General features: G+C 64.7%; 18 protein-coding genes. 12 read left to right on the top strand and 6 right to left on the bottom strand.

The window, feature by feature from the left end:
- Positions 1-3 precede the first annotated feature (3 nt).
- The 3 genes from ACOFKW_RS13050 to rpmE all read right to left on the bottom strand — a co-directional run bounded on the left by ACOFKW_RS13050 (position 4) and on the right by rpmE (position 2804).
- Complete coding sequence (locus ACOFKW_RS13050; protein WP_419814581.1) at positions 4-1365, bottom strand: DUF4139 domain-containing protein; 1362 nt, start codon at positions 1363-1365, stop codon at positions 4-6.
- 52 nt (positions 1366-1417) lie between these two features.
- On the bottom strand, positions 1418-2386 hold the full coding sequence (locus tag ACOFKW_RS13045; RefSeq protein WP_419814580.1) for a zinc-binding dehydrogenase: 969 nt from the start codon (positions 2384-2386) through the stop codon (positions 1418-1420).
- A gap of 187 nt (positions 2387-2573) precedes the next feature.
- The gene (gene rpmE, locus ACOFKW_RS13040; RefSeq protein WP_419814579.1) at positions 2574-2804 is read right to left on the bottom strand and encodes a 50S ribosomal protein L31; all 231 of its coding nucleotides are present in this window, start codon (positions 2802-2804) and stop codon (positions 2574-2576) included.
- A gap of 190 nt (positions 2805-2994) precedes the next feature.
- On the opposite strand from rpmE, the gene ACOFKW_RS13035 reads away from it, so the two are divergent.
- The 5 genes from ACOFKW_RS13035 to ACOFKW_RS13015 all read left to right on the top strand — a co-directional run bounded on the left by ACOFKW_RS13035 (position 2995) and on the right by ACOFKW_RS13015 (position 9310).
- The gene (locus ACOFKW_RS13035; RefSeq protein WP_419814578.1) at positions 2995-4575 is read left to right on the top strand and encodes a carboxyl transferase domain-containing protein; all 1581 of its coding nucleotides are present in this window, start codon (positions 2995-2997) and stop codon (positions 4573-4575) included.
- A 4-nt stretch (positions 4576-4579) separates the two neighbouring features.
- Entirely contained in the window at positions 4580-5356 is a 777-nt protein-coding gene (locus ACOFKW_RS13030; RefSeq protein WP_419814577.1) for an enoyl-CoA hydratase-related protein, read from the top strand.
- Positions 5353-7329: an acetyl/propionyl/methylcrotonyl-CoA carboxylase subunit alpha gene (locus ACOFKW_RS13025; protein ID WP_419814576.1), complete on the top strand. Its 1977-nt coding sequence runs from the start codon at positions 5353-5355 to the stop codon at positions 7327-7329. Before ACOFKW_RS13030 ends, ACOFKW_RS13025 begins: the two co-directional genes overlap by 4 nt.
- Positions 7330-7493: 164 nt before the next feature.
- Positions 7494-8657, top strand: a complete 1164-nt coding sequence (locus ACOFKW_RS13020; protein WP_419814575.1) for an isovaleryl-CoA dehydrogenase — start codon at positions 7494-7496, stop codon at positions 8655-8657.
- Between the two features lie 80 nt (positions 8658-8737).
- A complete protein-coding gene (locus tag ACOFKW_RS13015; RefSeq protein ID WP_419814574.1) occupies positions 8738-9310 on the top strand; it encodes a hemerythrin domain-containing protein in 573 nt (190 codons plus the stop codon).
- Here ACOFKW_RS13015 and hisI read toward each other — a convergent pair.
- Positions 9297-9659: a phosphoribosyl-AMP cyclohydrolase gene (gene hisI, locus ACOFKW_RS13010; protein WP_419814573.1), complete on the bottom strand. Its 363-nt coding sequence runs from the start codon at positions 9657-9659 to the stop codon at positions 9297-9299. The two genes, ACOFKW_RS13015 and hisI, sit on opposite strands and share 14 nt — an antisense overlap.
- 99 nt (positions 9660-9758) lie before the next feature.
- Between hisI and purF the strand changes: the two genes are divergently transcribed.
- Both purF and ACOFKW_RS13000 read left to right on the top strand, forming a co-directional pair.
- On the top strand, positions 9759-11216 hold the full coding sequence (gene purF, locus ACOFKW_RS13005; RefSeq protein WP_419814572.1) for an amidophosphoribosyltransferase: 1458 nt from the start codon (positions 9759-9761) through the stop codon (positions 11214-11216).
- A 55-nt stretch (positions 11217-11271) separates the two neighbouring features.
- Positions 11272-12003 carry an SDR family NAD(P)-dependent oxidoreductase gene (locus ACOFKW_RS13000; protein WP_419814571.1) on the top strand — a complete coding sequence of 244 codons (732 nt, stop codon included), beginning with the start codon at positions 11272-11274 and terminating at the stop codon, positions 12001-12003.
- A 3-nt stretch (positions 12004-12006) separates the two neighbouring features.
- Here ACOFKW_RS13000 and ACOFKW_RS12995 read toward each other — a convergent pair whose 3' ends face one another.
- Entirely contained in the window at positions 12007-13404 is a 1398-nt protein-coding gene (locus ACOFKW_RS12995; protein WP_419814570.1) for a hypothetical protein, read from the bottom strand.
- A 221-nt stretch (positions 13405-13625) separates the two neighbouring features.
- Between ACOFKW_RS12995 and ACOFKW_RS12990 the strand changes: the two genes are divergently transcribed.
- Positions 13626-14588 (top strand): cupin domain-containing protein, encoded by a 963-nt coding sequence (locus tag ACOFKW_RS12990; protein WP_419814569.1) that lies wholly within the window; start codon positions 13626-13628, stop codon positions 14586-14588.
- Positions 14589-14639: 51 nt separating this feature from the next.
- Here ACOFKW_RS12990 and ACOFKW_RS12985 read toward each other — a convergent pair whose 3' ends face one another.
- Positions 14640-15038 (bottom strand): GlcG/HbpS family heme-binding protein, encoded by a 399-nt coding sequence (locus ACOFKW_RS12985; protein ID WP_419814568.1) that lies wholly within the window; start codon positions 15036-15038, stop codon positions 14640-14642.
- A gap of 315 nt (positions 15039-15353) precedes the next feature.
- Between ACOFKW_RS12985 and cyoA the strand changes: the two genes are divergently transcribed.
- From cyoA to cyoD, 4 genes are read left to right on the top strand one after another with little or no spacing between them, the layout of a single operon-like run.
- Positions 15354-16241 carry a ubiquinol oxidase subunit II gene (gene cyoA / locus ACOFKW_RS12980; protein ID WP_419814567.1) on the top strand — a complete coding sequence of 296 codons (888 nt, stop codon included), beginning with the start codon at positions 15354-15356 and terminating at the stop codon, positions 16239-16241.
- Positions 16242-16243: 2 nt separating this feature from the next.
- The gene (gene cyoB / locus ACOFKW_RS12975) at positions 16244-18250 is read left to right on the top strand and encodes a cytochrome o ubiquinol oxidase subunit I (protein WP_419816941.1); all 2007 of its coding nucleotides are present in this window, start codon (positions 16244-16246) and stop codon (positions 18248-18250) included.
- Positions 18247-18912 carry a cytochrome c oxidase subunit 3 gene (locus ACOFKW_RS12970; RefSeq protein WP_419814566.1) on the top strand — a complete coding sequence of 222 codons (666 nt, stop codon included), beginning with the start codon at positions 18247-18249 and terminating at the stop codon, positions 18910-18912. The genes cyoB and ACOFKW_RS12970 overlap by 4 nt, the downstream gene beginning before the upstream one ends.
- Complete coding sequence (gene cyoD, locus ACOFKW_RS12965; protein WP_419814565.1) at positions 18909-19319, top strand: cytochrome o ubiquinol oxidase subunit IV; 411 nt, start codon at positions 18909-18911, stop codon at positions 19317-19319. Before ACOFKW_RS12970 ends, cyoD begins: the two co-directional genes overlap by 4 nt.
- Positions 19320-19388 lie beyond the last annotated feature (69 nt).

The raw sequence follows: 19388 nt of genomic DNA, 5'->3' as shown, positions 1-19388 counted from the left end.
TCCTCAGTTCCTAGTTTCGACGGTCAGCGTTACCCGCGTCGAGCCGTTCGCCGGCACCGGTACCTGCCACGCGACGGTGTCCGCATCGATGCGCTTGCTCTTCAGGCTCTCGGTGATCACCCGCGTATCGCCAAAATCCAGCCCGGCCTGCTTGAGGTCGACGGTCACCGGCCCCGGGCGCGCGCTGCTCAGCGTATAGCTCATCGTCGTGCGCCAGCGCGTGTCGGACAGCTTCTCGCGCTTCTCGACCACCGGCTGCACCTTGACGTCGAAGGCGTCGCCGGTGCGGATCGCGATATCGCTGCCCTGGGGTGTGTGGCCGATGCGGTTTTCGCCGATGAACTGCGGCTGGCCCGAGGCGTCCCTGACATAGACGCGCACGACGCCCGCCGGCAGCTGGTCGCCCAGCCCGGCGCTGCCCGAGTTGGTGAACTTCAGGACGGTCGCGGTGCTCACCGGCTCCCGCGACGTCTGCAGCCAACTTGCCTCGAACTCATACGCCTTGGTCGCCGAGGCCCCGCGCGCGTCGAGGAAACTGACCTGCTTGGTCTGGCGGTCGGCGATCGTCGTGCGCTGCGGCAGCGGGTATAGATAAAAATCGCCCAGCCTCGCCCGCGTTCCGGCCTCGACGCCGACGCGGCGCAGACCACCTTGAGACCGCCGATAGACCTCGCGCTCGCCCGACACGGGATTGCCCGCGACCAGCACCGTGTCGGCGTCGGCAAAGGTCGTGCCCGTCGTGTTGCTCAGCGTCACCCAGCCCTGCACGTCGATCTTGCCCGCCGCCTCGTCGAACAGCGCGACATAGTCCGCCGACCAGCTCAAACCGGGCGTCAGATAGCTCAGGCTGGCCAGCCTCGGCCCGGACTTTGCGGTATCCACCGTAACCGACAACGTCGGCCTGGCGCGCAGATTCTCGGGCACTTTGTCGAAGATCACCCGAACCGGCAGCCCGTCGTCGCGCAGCACCTCGATATGGTTGCCGATGCGCAGCACGACGCCGCCATTGACCGCCAGCACATGCGCAAGCTCGCGGACTTCGGCCCCCGTCGCCGGGTTGGTCCGCACGATGGTGACGTCGGAGCCGACGGCCTTTTCCATCATCTTGTCCGGCGACAGCAGGTCGTAATCGAAGTTCTGCTCGACGATGCCGACGCCCGGTGCGGCCAGCGTCACCGTCTCGGCGCGGATCTGGGCGGAGACGTCCTTGAACTCCTGCCGGCTGCGCCCCGCCGGCAGGTCGAGCGAGCGCACATCCTGCACCAGTGCCAGATTGTCGTTGTAGATCGTGACGCTGAGCCCGGGTACCTGCGCCGCCGCCGCGCCGGACGCCAGCAACGCCCCGAGCATGATGATCCGCCGCATGATTCCCCCTCTAGCGCCGTAACAATGCCTGTTTGTTCCGCCAGTGTCGAGCCTAAAGACGCAGCACCGCCTTGCCCGTTACCTGCCCTGCCGCCATCGCGTCGAATGCAGAGGCCGCCTGCTCCAGCGACAGGTCGAGGCCGATATGCGCGCCCAGCTTGCCGTCCGCCGCCAGCCCATCGATGCGCCGCAGATGCTCCGTCCCGACCCCGGGATCGCGTCGTCCGGCTTCACCGGCCCGCACCCCGACGATCTCGATCCCTTTCAACAACAGTCGGTTGAGCGGCACGCTTACCGGCTCACCTCCGGCGGAACCGATGACCAGGTACCGCCCGCCCCAGCGCAGCGTACGCAGCGCCGGCAGCACCAGCGCGCCGCCGACCGGGTCGAACACCAAGTCGATGTCCTTCGTGCCGCCGAAGTCGGGGCCGGCCCGGTCGACCACGACGACCTGCGCCGCACCCGCCGCCTGCAGCAGGGCGACCTTGCCCGGATCGGAGGTCGCGGCGATCGGCACCGCGCCGAGCGCGCTCGCCAGCTGGACCGCCGCCCAGCCCATGCCGCCGCCGGCGCCCAGCACCAGGACCCGCTCGCCCGCCGCCATCCGGCCACGTGCCACCAGCCCGACCCAGGCGGTAAGGCCGCCAACGGTATGCGCCGCCGCCTGTGCGTCGTGGAGGCCGTGGGGCACCGAACGCACCGCGGCCAGCCCGAGCGTCAGTCGCTCGGCCATGCACCCGGAGCGCGCGCCGACGACGACCCGCTCGCCGATCAGTTCGCCCGACACATCCTCGCCGACCGCGGCGATCACGCCCACCCCTTCCATCCCGGGAATGAACGGCAATTCCGGCGCATATTGATAGCCACCCGACAGCATCAGCAGGTCGGGATAGTTGAGGCTGGCGACGGTCATCGCCACGGTGACCTCCCCCGGTCCGGGGGCGCGCGGCTCGGGCCAGTCGGTCTCGACACGCAGTCCCGAACGGTCGTCGCTCAGGCGGTGACAGACCAGCGCGCGCATTCGCTTCCCTTCCCCAAGGCGTCGCGGCAATGTGCTCGCGGCCGAGGCAAAAGCCCAGCGGCGCCGCGCACCAGGCCGCTGATTTCCGCCCTGCACGCCCGCGGACACGACAAAGCCGTCCCCGCTATCGCAGGAACGGCTTTATCTGTGTTCAACCTAAGCGAGCGCCGCAGCGCCGCGAAAGCGCTTACTTGCTGCCGAGACCGAAGCCGGAGAAGCGCTTGTTGAAGCGAGCGACCTGGCCGCCGGCGTCCAGCATCTTGCCCGCGCCGCCGATCCACGCCGGGTGCGAGGTCGGATCGATGTCGAGGGTCAGCTTGCCGCCTTCCTTGCCGTAGGTCGAGCGCGTCTCGTAGGTGGTGCCGTCGGTCATCTGGACCGTGATCGTGTGATAGTCGGGGTGAATGCCCTGCTTCATCGTGTAATTCCTGCACTATGCGGCTGGTACCGACCAGCCCCTGAACGAACCGGGGCCCATACACGGAGCGTCGCATCGCCGCAATACATAGCCGGTCCCTGAGCCGCGCCACGGTATTCCGGGTCCGCAGCGCGGCAAGCGGCTGGCAGCGGGCTTGAGCCCCAGTGGCGCGCCGCCTATAGCCTCGGCGATGCCCCATAGCATCGGCTCCCCCCTCCTCGCCTCGCCCGACAGCCGCCGCAACGCCGAGGCGATGGGCGTGCTGGTGGCCGACCTCAACGCCACGATCGGCAAGATCGCACTCGGCGGCCCGCAGGCATCGCGCGACCGCCATGTCGCCCGCGGCAAGCTGCTGCCGCGCCAGCGCGTCGAGCGCCTGCTCGACCCCGGCAGCGCCTTCCTAGAAATCGGACAGCTGGCTGCGCACAAGGTCTATGAGGACGATGTGCCTGCCGCCGGGATGATCGCTGGCGTCGGCCAGGTCCAGGGCCGGCTGTGCGTCGTCGTCGCCAACGACCCGACGGTGAAGGGCGGCAGCTACTACCCCCTCACCGTCAAGAAGCACCTCCGCGCGCAGGAAATCGCCGCCCAGAACGGGCTACCTTGCGTCTATCTGGTCGACAGCGGCGGCGCCAACCTGCCGCGCCAGGACGAGGTCTTCCCCGACCGCGATCACTTTGGCCGCATCTTCTTCAACCAGGCGAACATGTCCTCGCAAGGCATTGCACAGATTGCAGTTGTCATGGGCAGCTGCACCGCCGGCGGGGCCTATGTCCCGGCGATGTCGGACGAGAGCATCATCGTCCGCGACCAGGGCACGATCTTTCTGGGCGGCCCGCCGCTGGTCAAGGCCGCGACCGGCGAGGAGGTCAGCGCCGAGGATCTGGGCGGCGGCGATGTCCATGCCCGACTGTCCGGCGTTGTCGACCATCTCGCGGACGACGACGCACACGCCCTTGAGATCGCCCGCAGCATCGTCGCTACCCTGCCCGCGCCGGCGCAGTCGCTGGAGCCCGCCATGCCGCCGCGCTTCCCGGCCAGCGACCTGCCCGGCCTGATCCCGACCGACACCCGCCAGCCCTCCGATGTCCGCGAGATCATCGCGCGACTGGTCGACGACAGTCAGCTCCACGAGTTCAAGCCGCTCTACGGCGACACGCTCGTCACCGGGTTCGCCAGGATCGAAGGCATGCCCGTTGCGATCATCGCCAACAACGGCATCCTGTTCTCGGAGTCGGCCCTGAAGGGCGCGCACTTCATCGAGCTGGCGTGTGCCCGCAAGATCCCGCTGCTGTTCCTGCAGAACATCTCCGGCTTCATGGTCGGTCGCAAGGTCGAGAACGAAGGCATTGCAAAACATGGCGCAAAGCTGGTCACCGCAGTCGCCTGCGCCGCCGTCCCCAAGCTGACGGTGATCATCGGCGGCAGCTTCGGCGCCGGCAATTACGGCATGTGCGGCCGCGCCTATAGCCCGCGCTTCCTGTGGATGTGGCCCAACGCCCGGATCAGCGTCATGGGCGGCGAGCAGGCAGCCTCGGTCCTCGCCACGGTCAAGTCAGGCGGCTTCCGTACCAAAACCGAGGAGGAGGCCTTCAAGGCGCCGATCCGCGACCAGTATGAGCGCGAGGGCCACCCCTACCACGCCAGCGCCCGCCTGTGGGACGACGGCGTCATCGCCCCCGAGGACACCCGAGCGGTCATCGCTTTGTCTCTCGCCGCGACCCTGCAGCAGCCGATCAGGGAAACGCGCTTCGGCACGTTCCGGATGTAGGCGGATGGCTCTCGAGGTCGCCACCGACAGCGCCGGCACGCGCCGCATCGCGTTGAACCGCCCGGTGAAGCACAACGCCTTCGACGCGGCGACGATTGCTGAACTGACCGCCGCTTTCACCGAAGCGGGCACCGACCCGGCCGTTCGCGCCGTCGTTCTCACCGGCAACGGTCCGAGCTTCTGCGCCGGGGCGGATGCCGGCTGGATGCGCGCCTCTGCGACACTGTCGGAGGCCGAGAACCGCGCGGATGCGCTGCGGCTGTCGGACATGCTCAACGCCATCGACACTTGCGCCAAGCCGGTGATCGTCGTGGCGCACGGCTTCGTCTTCGGGGGCGGGGTCGGGCTGGTCGCTTGTGCAGATCTGGTCGTGGTCAGGCCGTCGGTGCAGTTCCGGCTGTCGGAGGTTCGACTGGGGCTGATCCCGGCGACCATTGGGCCGTTCGTTGTCGCCAAGATCGGGGCGAGCCAAGCGCGGCGTTACTTCCTCACCGCGGAGGATTTCGGCGCCGAGGCTGCGGTCGGCATGGGCCTCGCGCATATCGTCAGCGACGAGCCCGAGGTGCAGGTCGCGGCGTGGCTCAATGCGCTGAACCTCGGTGCGCCGGGTGCGATCGCCGATGCCAAGACGCTGGTCCGCGACATCGCCGGGCAGCCGGTCACCGACACGCTCCGTGCCGACACCGCCACGCGCATCGCCGCTCGCCGCGCCTCCGACGAAGGTCGCGAAGGCCTTGGCGCTTTTATCGAGCGACGTCAGCCGAATTGGGTAACACCATGAAAAAGCTTCTAATCGCTAACCGCGGCGAGATCGCCCGGAGGATCATCCGCACGGCGCACGCGATGGGCATCGAGACCGTCGCGGTCTATTCCGACGCCGATGCGACGGCGCCGCATGTCCGCGAGGCGACGCAGGCGGTGCACATCGGCCCGGCGCCGGCGACCGAAAGCTACCTCGATCCGGCCAAGCTGCTCGACGCCGCCCGGCGCACCGGCGCGGACGCCGTCCACCCGGGCTATGGCTTCCTGTCGGAGAATGCCGGCTTTGCCGAGAGCGTCATTGCGGCGGGGCTGACCTGGGTCGGGCCGCCGGTCGCAGCGATGCAGGTCATGGGCCTGAAGGACTCTGCCAAGGCAGCGATGAAGAAGGCGGGCGTGCCGATCACGCCGGGCTATCAGGGCAACGACCAGGGGCTGGTTCGGCTGGAGCGCGCCGCGGCGCAGATCGGCTTCCCCCTGCTGATCAAGGCGGTGGCCGGCGGCGGCGGCAAGGGCATGCGCTCGGTACCGGATCCGCAGAGCTTCGCCGAAAACCTCCTGAGCTGCCAGCGTGAGGGCGCCAAGGCGTTCGGCAATGACGGCGTCATGTTGGAGAAGCTGATCGCCCGGCCGCGCCACGTCGAGGTCCAGGTCTTCGCCGACCAGGCCGGCAACGTCGTCCATCTGTTCGAGCGCGATTGCTCGCTACAACGCCGCCATCAGAAGGTCATCGAGGAGGCCCCTGCTCCCGGCCTCAGCGAGCGGCTGCGCCACACGCTCGGCATTGCCGCAGTCACCGCCGCGCACGCGATCAAGTACGAGGGGGCCGGCACCGTCGAGTTCATCCTCGACCTCGACACCGTCGACGCGGAAGGCGATCCGGCCTTTTACTTCATGGAGATGAACACACGTCTTCAGGTGGAACATCCAGTTACCGAGGCGATCACCGGCTTCGATCTCGTCGAGTGGCAGCTGCGCATCGCGCGCGGCGAGATGCTGCCGGCGCACCAGGATGCGATCACCGCGATCGGCCATTCGGTCGAGGCGCGACTGTACGCGGAGGATGCCGACAACGGCTTCCTGCCCTCGACCGGCAAGCTGTCGCGGCTGCGCTTCCCGACCTTGCCAGGCACGCGCATCGACAGCGGTGTCGAAACCGGCAGCGCGATCACCGTCAATTACGACCCAATGATTGCGAAGGTCATCGCCTATGGCCCCGACCGCGCCACCGCAATCGACCGGCTTGTCGCGGCGCTCGATGGCTGCGTCGTCGAGGGCGTCAAGTCGAACCGGGCCTTCCTGGCGCGGCTGGCGGACCATCCAGCCTTCCGCGCCGGCGAGGTCGATACCGGCTTCATCGGCCGGCATGCCGACGATCTGGTGCCGTCGGTCGAGGTCTCCGAACAGTCGGTGGCGCTTGCCGCATTGGCGCTGACGACACCGCGCACCGCGACTGCGCCGACGACGATGTTCGAGCGCTTTGCGACCTTCCGCGTCAACCTCGCCGCCGAGCGCAGCCTCGAACTCTATGCGGGCGAGACAAAGCACTCGCTGATGCTGAGCAATGCCAATGGCATGACCCGCGTCGGCGGGCTGGCCGCCCCGGTCACCGCCCGCGCGCGCTGGGTCGACGATTTGACGCTGGAGGCCGATCTCGACGGCAATCTGGTCCGCGCCGTCGTGCTGATCGCGGGCGCGTCGATCGAGGTCCGGCTGGCGGGCAAGGTCGCGCTGCTGTCGACCCGCCCCGCCCGGCTCGACCCGCGTGGCCTCGCCAGCGACGCCCGCGTCACCGCCCCGATGCCCGGCCGCGTGCTGGCGCTCGACGTCGCCGTCGGACAGGCCGTGGCGATCGGCGACCGGCTCCTCGTCCTCGAAGCCATGAAGATGGAACACCGCCTCAGCGCCCGTCTGGCCGGCACCGTTTCCGCCGTCCATGTCAGCGAAGGCGATCAGGTCGGCGACGGCACCTTGCTCGTCGAGATCGAGGCATGACTTTCAATGTTAGCCTTTCCTACAGGGTCACATTGTAGTACATAACCTGTATGGTACATCACGATTTCCAGAGGGGATCTTAGCGCAGGTTCTTCTGGTTATAGTGTCAGGATATTGCCCGGTCACATTCCCGTGTGAACCCGGTTTTGGATCGGATTCTCAACATGTTCACTGCCCTTCGCTTCGACCATGGCGACGAAATCGAGATGCTGCGCGACAGCGTTCGGGCCTTCGCCGCTGCCGAAATCGCGCCACGCGCTGCCGAGATCGACGCGACCAACACCTTTCCGCGCGATTTGTGGGTCAAGATCGGCGAACTCGGGCTGCACGGCATCACCGTCTCGGAAGCAGATGGCGGCGCCGGCATGGGCTATCTCGCGCATGTCGTCGCGGTCGAGGAGATCAGCCGCGCCTCGGCCTCGGTCGGCCTGAGCTATGGCGCCCACTCCAATTTGTGCATCAACCAGATCGCCCGCTGGGGCAATTCCGCGCAAAAGGCCAAGTATCTGCCCAAGCTGATCAGCGGCGAGCATGTCGGCTCGCTGGCGATGTCGGAAAGCGGCTCGGGCTCCGACGTCATCTCGATGCGGTTGCGCGCCGAGCGCCGGGGCAACGACGCCTATGTTCTCAACGGCTCGAAGTTCTGGATCACCAACGGGCCGAGCGCCGAGACGCTGGTCGTCTACGGCAAGACCGACCCCGAGGCCGGGCCGCGCGGCATTACCGCCTTCCTGATCGAGCGCGGCATGAAGGGCTTCTCGACGGCGCAGAAGCTCGACAAGCTCGGCATGCGCGGCTCCGACACCTGCGAGCTGGTGTTCGAGGATTGCGAAGTGCCGGCGGACAATGTGCTCGGCGAAGTCGGGCGCGGGTCCGAAGTGCTGATGTCGGGCCTCGATTACGAGCGGGTCGTGCTGGCGGGCGGACCGCTCGGCATCATGGCAGCCGCGCTCGATATCGTCGTGCCGTACGTCCACGAGCGCAGCCAGTTCGGCAAGCCGATCGGCACCTTCCAGCTCATGCAGGGCAAGCTGGCCGACATGTACGTCGCCGCCTCGACCGCGCGGGCCTATGTCTACGCCGTGGCCCAGGCCTGCGACCGCGGTGAAACGACGCGCAAGGACTCCGCCGGCTGCATCCTCTACTCGGCCGAAAAGGCGACATGGATGGCGCTGGAGGCGATCCAGGCGCTCGGCGGCAACGGCTATATCAACGATTATGCGACGGGCCGACTGCTCCGCGACGCCAAGCTGTACGAGATCGGCGCCGGAACGTCGGAAATCCGCCGCTACTTGATCGGGCGGGAGCTGTTCGAGGAGGCCGCCTGAGCCGCCGCGACCGATTCGCAATTCGGAACCTCGTCCTTGCCGCCGGTTTGAGGCGGCACCCCCCAGACGGAGTGACGAACATGGCGACGAATTACGGAGCGAGTTCAAACGATAACGGCAACGGCGCACTGCTCGCGGGCGTCGTCGGCTTTGGCCTCGGCATCGCTGCCGCGGTCGGGCGCAAGGCCGCAGTACAGGCGATCACTGCATCGGCCGGCGACTGGTTCGAGGGTCTGAAGGCCGAGCACAAGTTGGCGATGGGCATCATCGAGACGCTCGAGAAGACAACCGAGGAAGACACCAAGAAGCGCGCCGCGCTGCTGTTTTCGCTACAGCACGCGCTTGGCAAGCACGCCATCCAGGAAGAGGACGTGATCTACTGCGCTCTGCGCGCCTCGGGCGAAGTCGAAGCCGCCAACGAGCTCGGCCAGGACCATAATGCCGAGGTTAAGCAGGGCCTGTACGACCTGGAGCAGATCGACAAGGCCTCGCCCGCCTGGCTGACGCGCTTGCAGGAGCTGAAGTCGGACATCGAGGCGCATGTTCGCGAGGAAGAAGATGTCGTCTTCCCCAAGCTTTATGCGTCGCTCAGCGAGGAAGAGAACAAGAAGCTGACCAAGCGCATGAACTTCGAAGGCTTCAAAGTCGCGTAAGGTCGCCGTCCGCCTCGACACGCCGGTAGAAGCAACTCGCTTCGCCGGTGTGGCAGGCGGGTCCGGCGGGATGGACGAGCAGCCATACCGCGTCCTGGTCGCAGTCGATCCTGACGCCGGCGATGCGCTGCACATTCCCCGAGGTGCCGCCCTTGTGCCAGACCTCGGCGCGAGAGCGGGACCAGTAGTGCGCCTCGCCGGTGGCGAGGGTTTTTTCCAGCGCCTCGGCATTCATATGAGCCACCATCAACAACTCGCCGCTTACCGCATCGCTCGCAACTGCCTGAATTAGGCCACGCTCGTCCCATTTCGGGTCAAGTTTAAGTCCGGTTTCGCGTATCTCGTCCAACATCCGTCACCCATGCGTAACGAGGGGGCGACAAGCCGCCCTCGCCTCCCTATATGGCGGGCCAAGCCGCCAAGCGAGACGAGAGTCCTTATGGACAACATGCTGACCACGGACCCGTGGGAAGACGATCACCTCCACGAGGAGTGTGGAGTCATCGGCGTCTACGGTGCCGAAGGTGCCGCCGCCCTCGCCGCGCTGGGCCTGCACGCGCTGCAGCACCGTGGCCAGGAAGCCGCCGGAATCACCACCTTCGACGGCAAGGACTTTCACACCCACCGAGCCATGGGTCACGTCGCCGGCAATTTCGACTCGGACGAAGTCATCCGCAAGCTCAAGGGCGACATCGCCATCGGGCACAACCGCTACGCCACGACCGGCGAAACCGCGTTGCGCAACGTCCAGCCGCTCTATGCCGAACTGTCGTCGGGCGGCTTCGCGATCGGTCACAACGGCAACATCTCCAACGCCGGCAAGTTGCGTCGCGAGCTTGTCCGCCGCGGCTCGATCTTCCAGTCGACCAGCGACACCGAAGTCATCATCCACCTTGTCGCCACCAGCACCTACCGCACTCTGCTCGACCGCTTCATCGACGCGCTGAAACAGGTCGAAGGCGCATACAGCCTGTTGTGCCTGACCGGCGAAGGCATGATCGCCTGCCGCGATCCCCTCGGTATTAGGCCGCTGGTGCTTGGACGTCTGGGCGATAGCTACATCCTCGCTTCGGAGACGGTCGCCCTCGACGTCATGGGCGCCACCTTCCTGCGGGCTGTCGAGCCTGGCGAGTTGATCGTCATCACGGCACGCGGCCTTCGCTCACTCCGTCCGTTCGGCACCTACCGCCCGCGGCCCTGCATCTTCGAGCACGTCTATTTCTCGCGCCCTGACTCGGTCGTCGACGGTGCCAGCGTGTACCAGGTCCGCAAGCGGATCGGTCAGCAGTTGGCGCTCGAAAGCCCGGTGGTCGCCGACATGGTCGTGCCGGTTCCCGATTCAGGAACGCCCGCCGCGATCGGCTTTGCCCAGGAGTCGGGTATTCCGTTCGAACTCGGCATCATCCGCTCGCATTACGTCGGGCGCACGTTCATCCAGCCCGGCGACCAGATCCGCAACCTTGGCGTTAAGCTGAAGCACAACGCCAACCGCGCACTGATCAACGGCAAGCGTATCGTCCTGATCGACGATTCGATCGTTCGCGGTACGACCAGCTTCAAGATCGTCCAGATGCTCCGCGATGCCGGTGCCGAGGAAGTCCATATGCGGATCGCTTCGCCGCCAACGCGCCACAGCTGCTATTACGGCGTCGACACGCCGGAGCGTTCCAAGCTGCTTGCCGCCAACATGGATGTCGAGCGGATGCGCGAGTACATCAAGGTCGATAGCCTCGCGTTTCTGTCCAACGACGGTCTCTACCGCGCGTTGGGCGAGGAATTACGCGACGAAGCAGCTCCGCAGTATTGCGATGCCTGTTTCACCGGTGACTATCCGACACGCTTGACGGATCAGGACGAGCTCGAGGTTCCCGATCAGTTGTCGATGCTATCTGAGCGGATGATATAGGCGGCGACGCAGTTCCGGACGTCTCGTCGCAAGTTTCGAATAATTGAGGTCTTTTTTGCCTGACGCATCCACTTCGCCGCTTTCCGGCAAGCTTGCCCTTGTCACCGGGGCATCGCGCGGTATTGGCGCCGCTACTGCCGAGGCGCTGGCGGCGGCTGGCGTGCACGTCGTCCTGACCGGACGGACCGAGGCCGGGCTTATCGAGGTCGAGAACCGCATCCACGCTGCCGGCGGGAAGGCAACGATCGCGCCACTCGACCTGCGAGACTACGACGCGATCGATCGACTGGCCGGGGCGCTTGCGACCCGCTGGGGCAAGCTGGACATCCTTGTGCTTAACGCCGCCACACTTGGCAGCCTGACGCCGGTGCCGCACATCGATTTAAAAGAGTTCGATCTCGTCGTATCGCTGAACTTGACCGCAAACATGCGACTGATCCGTGCATTCGATCCGCTTCTCAGGGCGAGTGATGCCGGTCGGTTAATTTCTTTGACTTCCTCGGTGGCGATGACGCCGCGGCCGTTCTGGGGCCCCTACGCGGCGACCAAGGCGGCGCTCGATACGCTGGTCCTGACGTACGCCGAGGAGGTCGCCAACACGACGCCGGTCCGGGTTGCGATCCTCGATCCAGGCAAGACGCGGACGAAGATGCGGGCCCGTGCCTTTCCGGGGGAGGACGAGGCGACTTTGAAAGCTCCTCAAGTTGTCGCCGATGCGCTGGTCGAGATGCTGCGCGTTCCGACATTCAGCGAAGGCAGGATCAAGCTGCAGGAACCGACTATTTAACGATCAACGGGCGAACAACCTTATCCCTGCACCGGCAAGCACCACCAAGACCGTCGGTGCATATGCGAAGCACAGCCGGCGGACCGGTATCGCTCTTCCATCCCCCGCCACTAGGACTGTTGCGAGTAGGGCAGCCAAGCCAGTCCACAGATGATATCTAAGCTCCGCCGCCACGCTGAACGCCAGATAGCCCGTTCCATACAGTAATGACGACAGAGCTAGCGGCACGATCAACGATGCGTTGGGACCACCCCGCCCGACTATCACCGCACCCAGCGCTAGCGCGATCCAGACGATCGGCCAGCCCAAGGGCGTATGCGCCATGGTGACGGCCAGCGTATCGAGCAGCCGTAGACCGGGGTTGTCGGTGACGTGAAAACCCCAAACATTTGGCGCACTTGCCGCCGGCACTGGCCGCTCCACAGTATCCGCTACAGGGACAAGGCGGGTGTTAATCGCAAAGTGGACAAGACGGTGTCGAGCATAGGCAAACGGATGAGCAAGCACTGCGCGGAGCCAGCTTGCATAAGGATGCGGTGAAACAGGCAGGTCGTTCCAGGCGCTGAAACCAAGCGGGCATTCCGGATCGACCCAGTCGGAATAGCTGTCCCACTTTACTGGAGTATAGCAGCCATGGTTGACGCGAACGGCGTCGGCCACCTTCAACTCGGGGGGAAATACGTTGATCCCGCTATACTTGGTGATGCCACCCAGGTCGAAGATCACGAGCGATAGCTGAACTCCGCTCCGAGTTGCACCGATGAGCCAGTTGACAACGGGCATGCTGAGCATCAGCGCCGCGGTCGCAACCAGACAACTTGCCCCAAGTCGGGGCCACGTGCGCCGCCAGGCTTGCGGCAGCAGAGCAACAAGCAGCGGCAGGCACGCGGTGAATGCGTTGAAGCGCAGCGCCGCCGCAAAAAACAAAAACAGCACAGCTACCGTCGTCGTCGCTGCCCGGCGTCTTCTACCACGCGCAACCAAAATAGACGTTGCGGCGACAAGTGCTCCCGCCATCAGCGAGTCCTTCAAGATGGTACCCGTGAGCACCAATCCTAGCGGGAACAGCCCACACGCCAGTAACCACCACGCCAGACGCGGTCGGTTACGCCGCCACATGGTTGCTGCAAACAGGGTCAACCCGCCCCAGTAGAGCACCAGTTCCAGCAGCATCATCGGAGCCGGCCCGGCGTGCAGCCTCAATAGTCCCCGCCAAACCCACTGCATCATGGGCGGATGCCAGTCGGTGATGTCGCCGCTCAGGGCTTCGCCGTACTGCCGCACCGGGTCCCAACTCATCAATCCCGGCCAATAGGCAGTGGCTGTCAATGCAGCAGCAATGAATGCGGCTATCGCCAGAGCGACGAGGCCAAGCCAACTGCCTCGCTCGGCTCTTTCCAAAGTTCCTGTAGCAGTCAGCCGACTTTTAAGAACCATAAGGTCTATGGTCGGCGGCTGTCATAGAGTGGAGGCGCCTTAAACATACGACGGTTATTCCGGAAGCGAGATCTGCACGGACAACTTTTACATGACGGCAAGAGTCCCGATGCGGTCACACGGTAGACGAAGCGCCAACTCGCAGCTAGCCTCGACAAAAGCCGAAAAATGCCTTGGGGGAAAAGATGCGTATCGCCACGATCACCGGTACAGCCTGTATTCTTGCTCTTGGGGGTGTAGGTGTCGCCAGCGGTGCTTGGAGTCAGACGCCGGCGGCTGCGCCGCCCGCTAAAGAGAAGTCTGTGTTGGCCTGGGCTTCCAAGCCTGATCCAATGCTGGCATTCGACAAGATCAATCGTCCGGTCTGGCACCTTGCTGACGTGCTCGCGAAGCATAAGGGTCAGGGCGACTGGGCCGAGACGGTCGCTATCAATCACGACGTTATCGCGCAGTGGATTTCCCTAGCGCCGGGACACAAGACTAAGACGGTATTTTACGCGGACGACCGGGTCTACTTCGAGGTCCAGCAGGGTTCTATCCGCGTAACCATAGAAGGTCAGGAGCCTTTTGTAGCGTCGAAGCATTTCCTAGTTCAGGTGCCTAAGCGTCTGCAATACACCCTGGAAACGATTGGCAACGAGGCCAGCCTACGCTTCGAAGTGCGCCCTGCAGGAGAGCCGCCGCAGTATCCGGTCAACGAGACACCGACGCCAGTACCGGGCTTCAAATATGTCCAGGCTGTCTATTCCGGCCATGGCGACTACGATAGCATCAACCGGCCCTTCATCGATTTCGACAAGCAGATCGTGCAGGGCGGAGAGAAGATCGGCGTCTGGTTACGCGACGACCACAGCTATGTGACGATCCTGCGTTCACCAAAGGGCGTACCCACACCACCCGACACAGCCTGGGGTCACTTCCATGCAAACTTCCCCGAGTTCTGGCTGATCATCGAAGGCACGCAGCAGTTCCTGGTAGAAGGCGAGAAGCTGATCACTGCCCAGGAGGGAGACCTGATATCGGCGCCGACCGGACGTTGGCATCGGGCCCTGCCTTCGGGCGATGGTCCTTCGACCCGGCTGGCCTTCATCCCGCGTCCGGATAATCTTCACTGGATGCAGCCTGAAGTGACTGCCGGAGGCAAGTAGCGCCTTCCGCGCTGCGCATTTGTCGGGTTCTACGCTGGTGGCTGCCGATGACTATTTGAGCTTGTCGGCCACCGCCGCGATACCGGCGTTCGAGCAGATTTCGTCTTTGTCACCACCGACCGCTCCAGACGATCCGACCGCGCCGATCACCTCGTCATGATAACTGATGGGTACACCACCCGCGACGCCGACGACGCCCTCGACGTTCGACATTGGCGAGCCGAGCGTGGAGTTCCGTGCGGTGGCGAAGGCGCCGGATGTAGCGAAGCGGCTGGCGAGCGTCAGCGCGGTGTATGCTTTCGCGCGTGACAGCCCGATCGTGTGAGGTCCGGTCCCCTCATCTCGCAGAAACGCCTTCATCAATCCTGCAGAGTCGAGCACGGTGATGGTCGTCCGGAAGCCCATTTGCCGGCAGCGCACGATAGCCGCGCGCGCGATCGCTTCCGCCATATCGACGGACAGCTCGTGATGATTGAGCAGTCCATTCTCCGCACGTATCGGAGGATAGCTCGCCGGTGCTGGTAATGGTTGGCCGGACGCCGAGGCTCCCGAAATCAGACACGCGAATGTGAGGGGCAGTATCCCAGTCCGGCGCATGACGATCCTATCCATTGTTGCGACAGGCTAAGGTACAAGATCGCGATGTCAATTGACCAACCGAGGCGGCCTCGATCCAGGTCAAATCGGTCGTGACGGATACGCCACCCGAGTAGCTACATTTTGTACAATTGACGCGAGCACGGGCGGCGCGCACCGCGTCGTGCGATGAACGTTAACGCTCACATTTCCGCGTCGCGGGTAGCTATTCTCGGTAGCTTTTCGCTGCTGCTGGCGGGCTGCAGCCGTGGGGTACTCGATCCGCAAGGGCCGGTAGCGGCAGCGGAGAAGACCATCTTGCTCAACTCGCTGGCGATCATGCTGGCCGTTGTCGTGCCGACCATCCTTGCGACCCTTGCCTTCGCCTGGTGGTTTCGCGCCTCCAACACCAAGGCCAAACATCGGCCTGAGTGGAGCTATTCGGGGCAGATCGAGCTCGTCGTCTGGGGCGTGCCGGCGATGGTCGTGCTGCTGCTCGGCGGCATCGGCTGGGTCAGCGCGCACGATCTCGACCCGCCGCGACAATTGGCGTCGAAAGTCCAGCCGCTGGTCGTCGAGGTCGTCTCGCTCGATTGGAAATGGCTGTTCATCTACCCGGCGCAGGGTGTCGCCAGCGTCAACCGGCTGGTCGTCCCGGCGGGTACTCCGGTCACCTTCCGCCTGACCTCGGCCACGGTGATGAACAGCTTCTTCGTGCCCCAGCTCGGCAGCCAGATCTACACGATGGCGGGCATGGCGACGCGGCTCAACCTGATGGCCGATAAGCCCGGCCGCTATCCCGGCCTGTCCGCCATGTATAGCGGTGAAGGCTTTTCCGACATGCGCTTCAACGTCGACGCGGTGGACGCGGCGCAGTTCGCTGCTTGGATTGCGGGCGCGCGCGCCGCAGGACCGGTGCTCGACCGCACCGGCTATATGGCGTTGACCGGCGAGAGCAAGGCGGTGCAGCCCTATACCTATCGTGCCGTAGCGCCCGACTTGTTCGAGACGGTCGTCGCGATGCGCTTTCCCGCGGCGCCGACCCTGCGCACCGCTGTTCCAGGACCCAAGTCTTGACCCTGCTCGGCCGCCTGTCGTGGGACGCGATCCCGTTCAAGGAGCCGATCGCCCTCGGCACGTCGATCGTTCTGATCCTGGTAGTGGGCAGCATCCTGGCGTGGCTGACGATCAAGCGTCATTGGCCCTACCTGTGGCGCGAGTGGATAACCAGCGTCGACCACAAGCGCATCGGCGTAATGTATTTCGGCCTCGGCGGCATCATGCTTATGCGTGGCTTCGTCGACGCAATGATGATGCGTTCGCAACAGGCACTGGCGGTCGCCGGCGCGCCGGGCTTCCTTCCGCCCGAGCATTATGCACAGATCTTCTCGGCGCATGGCACGATCATGATCTTCTTCGTCGGCATGACGCTGATGGTCGGGCTGATGAACTTCGCCGTGCCACTGCAGCTCGGCATCCGCGACGTGGCGTTTCCGACACTCAATTCGGTCAGCTTCTGGATGACCGCGTCGGGGGTGTTATTGATGAACGTGTCGCTGGTCATCGGCGAATATGCGCGGACCGGCTGGCTGGCCTATCCGCCGCTGTCCGAGTTGCGTTTCTCGCCGGGCGTCGGGGTCGACTACTATCTGTGGGCGCTGCAGATTGCCGGGGTTGGAACGTTGCTGTCGGGAATCAACCTGGTGACGACGATCCTCAAGATGCGGGCTCCAGGGCTGACGTACACTCGGATGCCGATCTTCTGCTGGACCGCGCTGGCGTCGAACCTGCTGATCGTCGCGGCCTTCCCGATCCTGACCGCGACCTTCGCGATGCTGCTGCTCGACCGCTACCTCGGCTTCCACTTCTTCACCAACGAAGCGGGCGGCAACCCGATGATGTACGTCAACCTCATCTGGGCCTGGGGTCATCCTGAGGTCTACATCCTGATCCTTCCGGCCTTCGGCATATTTTCGGAGGTGATCTCGACCTTCTCTGGCAAGCCGTTGTTCGGCTATCGCTCGATGGTCATGGCAACTATGGCGATCTGCGTCCTGTCGTTCGTCGTCTGGCTCCACCATTTCTTCACGATGGGCGCGGGCGCCGACGTCAACGGCTTCTTCGGTGTGATGACGATGATCATCGCGGTGCCGACTGGTGTGAAGGTCTTCAACTGGCTGTTCACCCTGTACGGCGGCCGCATCCGCTTCGAGGCGCCGTTGCTGTGGGCGATCGGCTTCATGGTGACCTTCGTCATCGGCGGTATGACCGGTGTCCTGCTGGCGGTACCGCCCGCTGACTTCGTCCTGCACAATAGCCTGTTCCTGGTTGCGCACTTCCACAACGTCGTCATCGGTGGCGTCATCTTCGGGGCGTTTGCGGGGTACACCTACTGGTTTCCGAAGGCCTTCGGGTTCACCCTCGATTCGAGTTGGGGCAAGCGAGCGTTCTGGTGCTGGTTCGTCGGCTTCTACCTCGCCTTCATGCCGCTCTATGCGCTTGGGCTGATGGGTATGACGAGGCGAACCCAGCACACCGTCGATCCGTCATGGATACCGCTGCTCTACGTCGCGTGGGCCGGTGCAGCGACGATCCTGTGCGGCATCGCCTGCCTGATGATTCAATTGGTGGTGTCTGTGCGGACCCGCGATCAACGCCGGGATGCTACCGGTGATCCGTGGGACGGGCGTAGCCTGGAATGGGCGACCTCGTCTCCGCCGCCTGCCTACAACTTTGCCGTGATCCCCAACGTCGAGGGCGAGGAAGCCTATTGGGGGGTCAAGCAGCGCGCAATCGAAACCCAGAAGATGAGCGACGTTCCCGAGTACAAGGCGATCGAGATGCCCAAGAACAGCCCGACCGGTTTTGTCTGCGCCTTTTTTGCGGTGGTCACCGGCTTTGCGATGGTCTGGCATATCTGGTGGATGGCGTTGCTCGGCCTAGCCGGAGCTTTCGCCACCTTCGTCGTCTTCGCATGGCGTGACCGTGCCGATTACGAGGTCCCGCAAGCCGAGGTCGAGCGCACCGGAACCGCGTTCCGCGCTGTCCGAGAGGCGGCGCTGCGCGACCGGGTAGCATCGACGTGAGCGCCGCCGCAGCAGCACCTCGCGCCGATCCGCACCAGCTGGGGCGTAATCCCGACCAGGACGACCGCCCGATCATCGTCGGCGGCGGCGAGGACGACGCGCCCAACAAGCGCATCATTGTCGGCTATGGTTTCTGGATATTCCTGATCTCCGACATCATCATGTTCTCCGCGTTTTTCGCCGCCTACGCGGTGTTGTCGGGCGCGACGGCAGGTGGACCATCCGGCCGCCAGCTCTTCCACCTCGACCTTGTCGCGATCGAGACCGGCCTGCTGCTGACCTCGACCTTCGCTTGCGGCATGGCGACGCTCGCGGCCGAGGCGCGCAGCATGTTCTGGACGCAGGTCGCGCTGCTCGTCACCGGGCTGCTCGGCTTGGGCTTCCTGGCTCTCGAGCTTCACGAATTCAGTTCGTTGATGCAGCAGGGCGCGGGCCCGGATCGCAGCGCCTTCTTGTCAGCGTTCTTTGCACTGGTCGGCTGCCACGGTGTGCACGTTGGCGCCGGACTGCTGTGGATCGGCACGATGATGGCGCAGATCTTCGCCAAGGGCTTTCGCGAGGACATCATGCGTCGGCTGCTGTGCCTTACGCTGTTCTGGCATGCCCTCGATATCGTCTGGGTCGGCGTGCTGACCGTCGTCTACCTGCTCGGAGTCCGATGATGGAGAATACGCGCGAGTCCGATACCGGCAAGCCGGCCCACGACACCGGCATCGTTCCAGGCGAGGACCGCAAGAGTCCGATCCGTGGCGTGATCGGCTACAGCGTCGGCTTCATCCTGGCGGCGGCATTGACCGGCATGTCGTTCTGGGTTGGTGCCAGCGACCTGTTCTGGCAGCCCGGCGTAGCGATAGGGCTTTGCGTTCTCGCGGTGGCGCAGATGGGCATTCACCTGACCTTCTTCCTCCACATTTCGACGGGGCCGGACAACACCAACAACGTCATGGCGCTGGCGTTCGGCATCCTGATCGTCGTGCTGGTCGGCGCAGGCTCGCTGTGGATCATGTCCAACCTGAATGCCAACATGATGCCGATGGATCGGCTGATGGACATGCACCAGCAACGCTGAGCAATCGTCACGCAACCCTCTCGGGCGTTGCGGGGTTTGAAATACGCGGCGGCACGAAGCCCTCGCGTG

It is taken from the genome of Glacieibacterium sp. (assembly GCF_965200405.1).
GTDB lineage: Bacteria > Pseudomonadota > Alphaproteobacteria > Sphingomonadales > Sphingomonadaceae > Glacieibacterium.
Note: the sequence above shows the minus strand (reverse complement) of the source record. Positions and strands in the feature narration are given on the sequence as shown.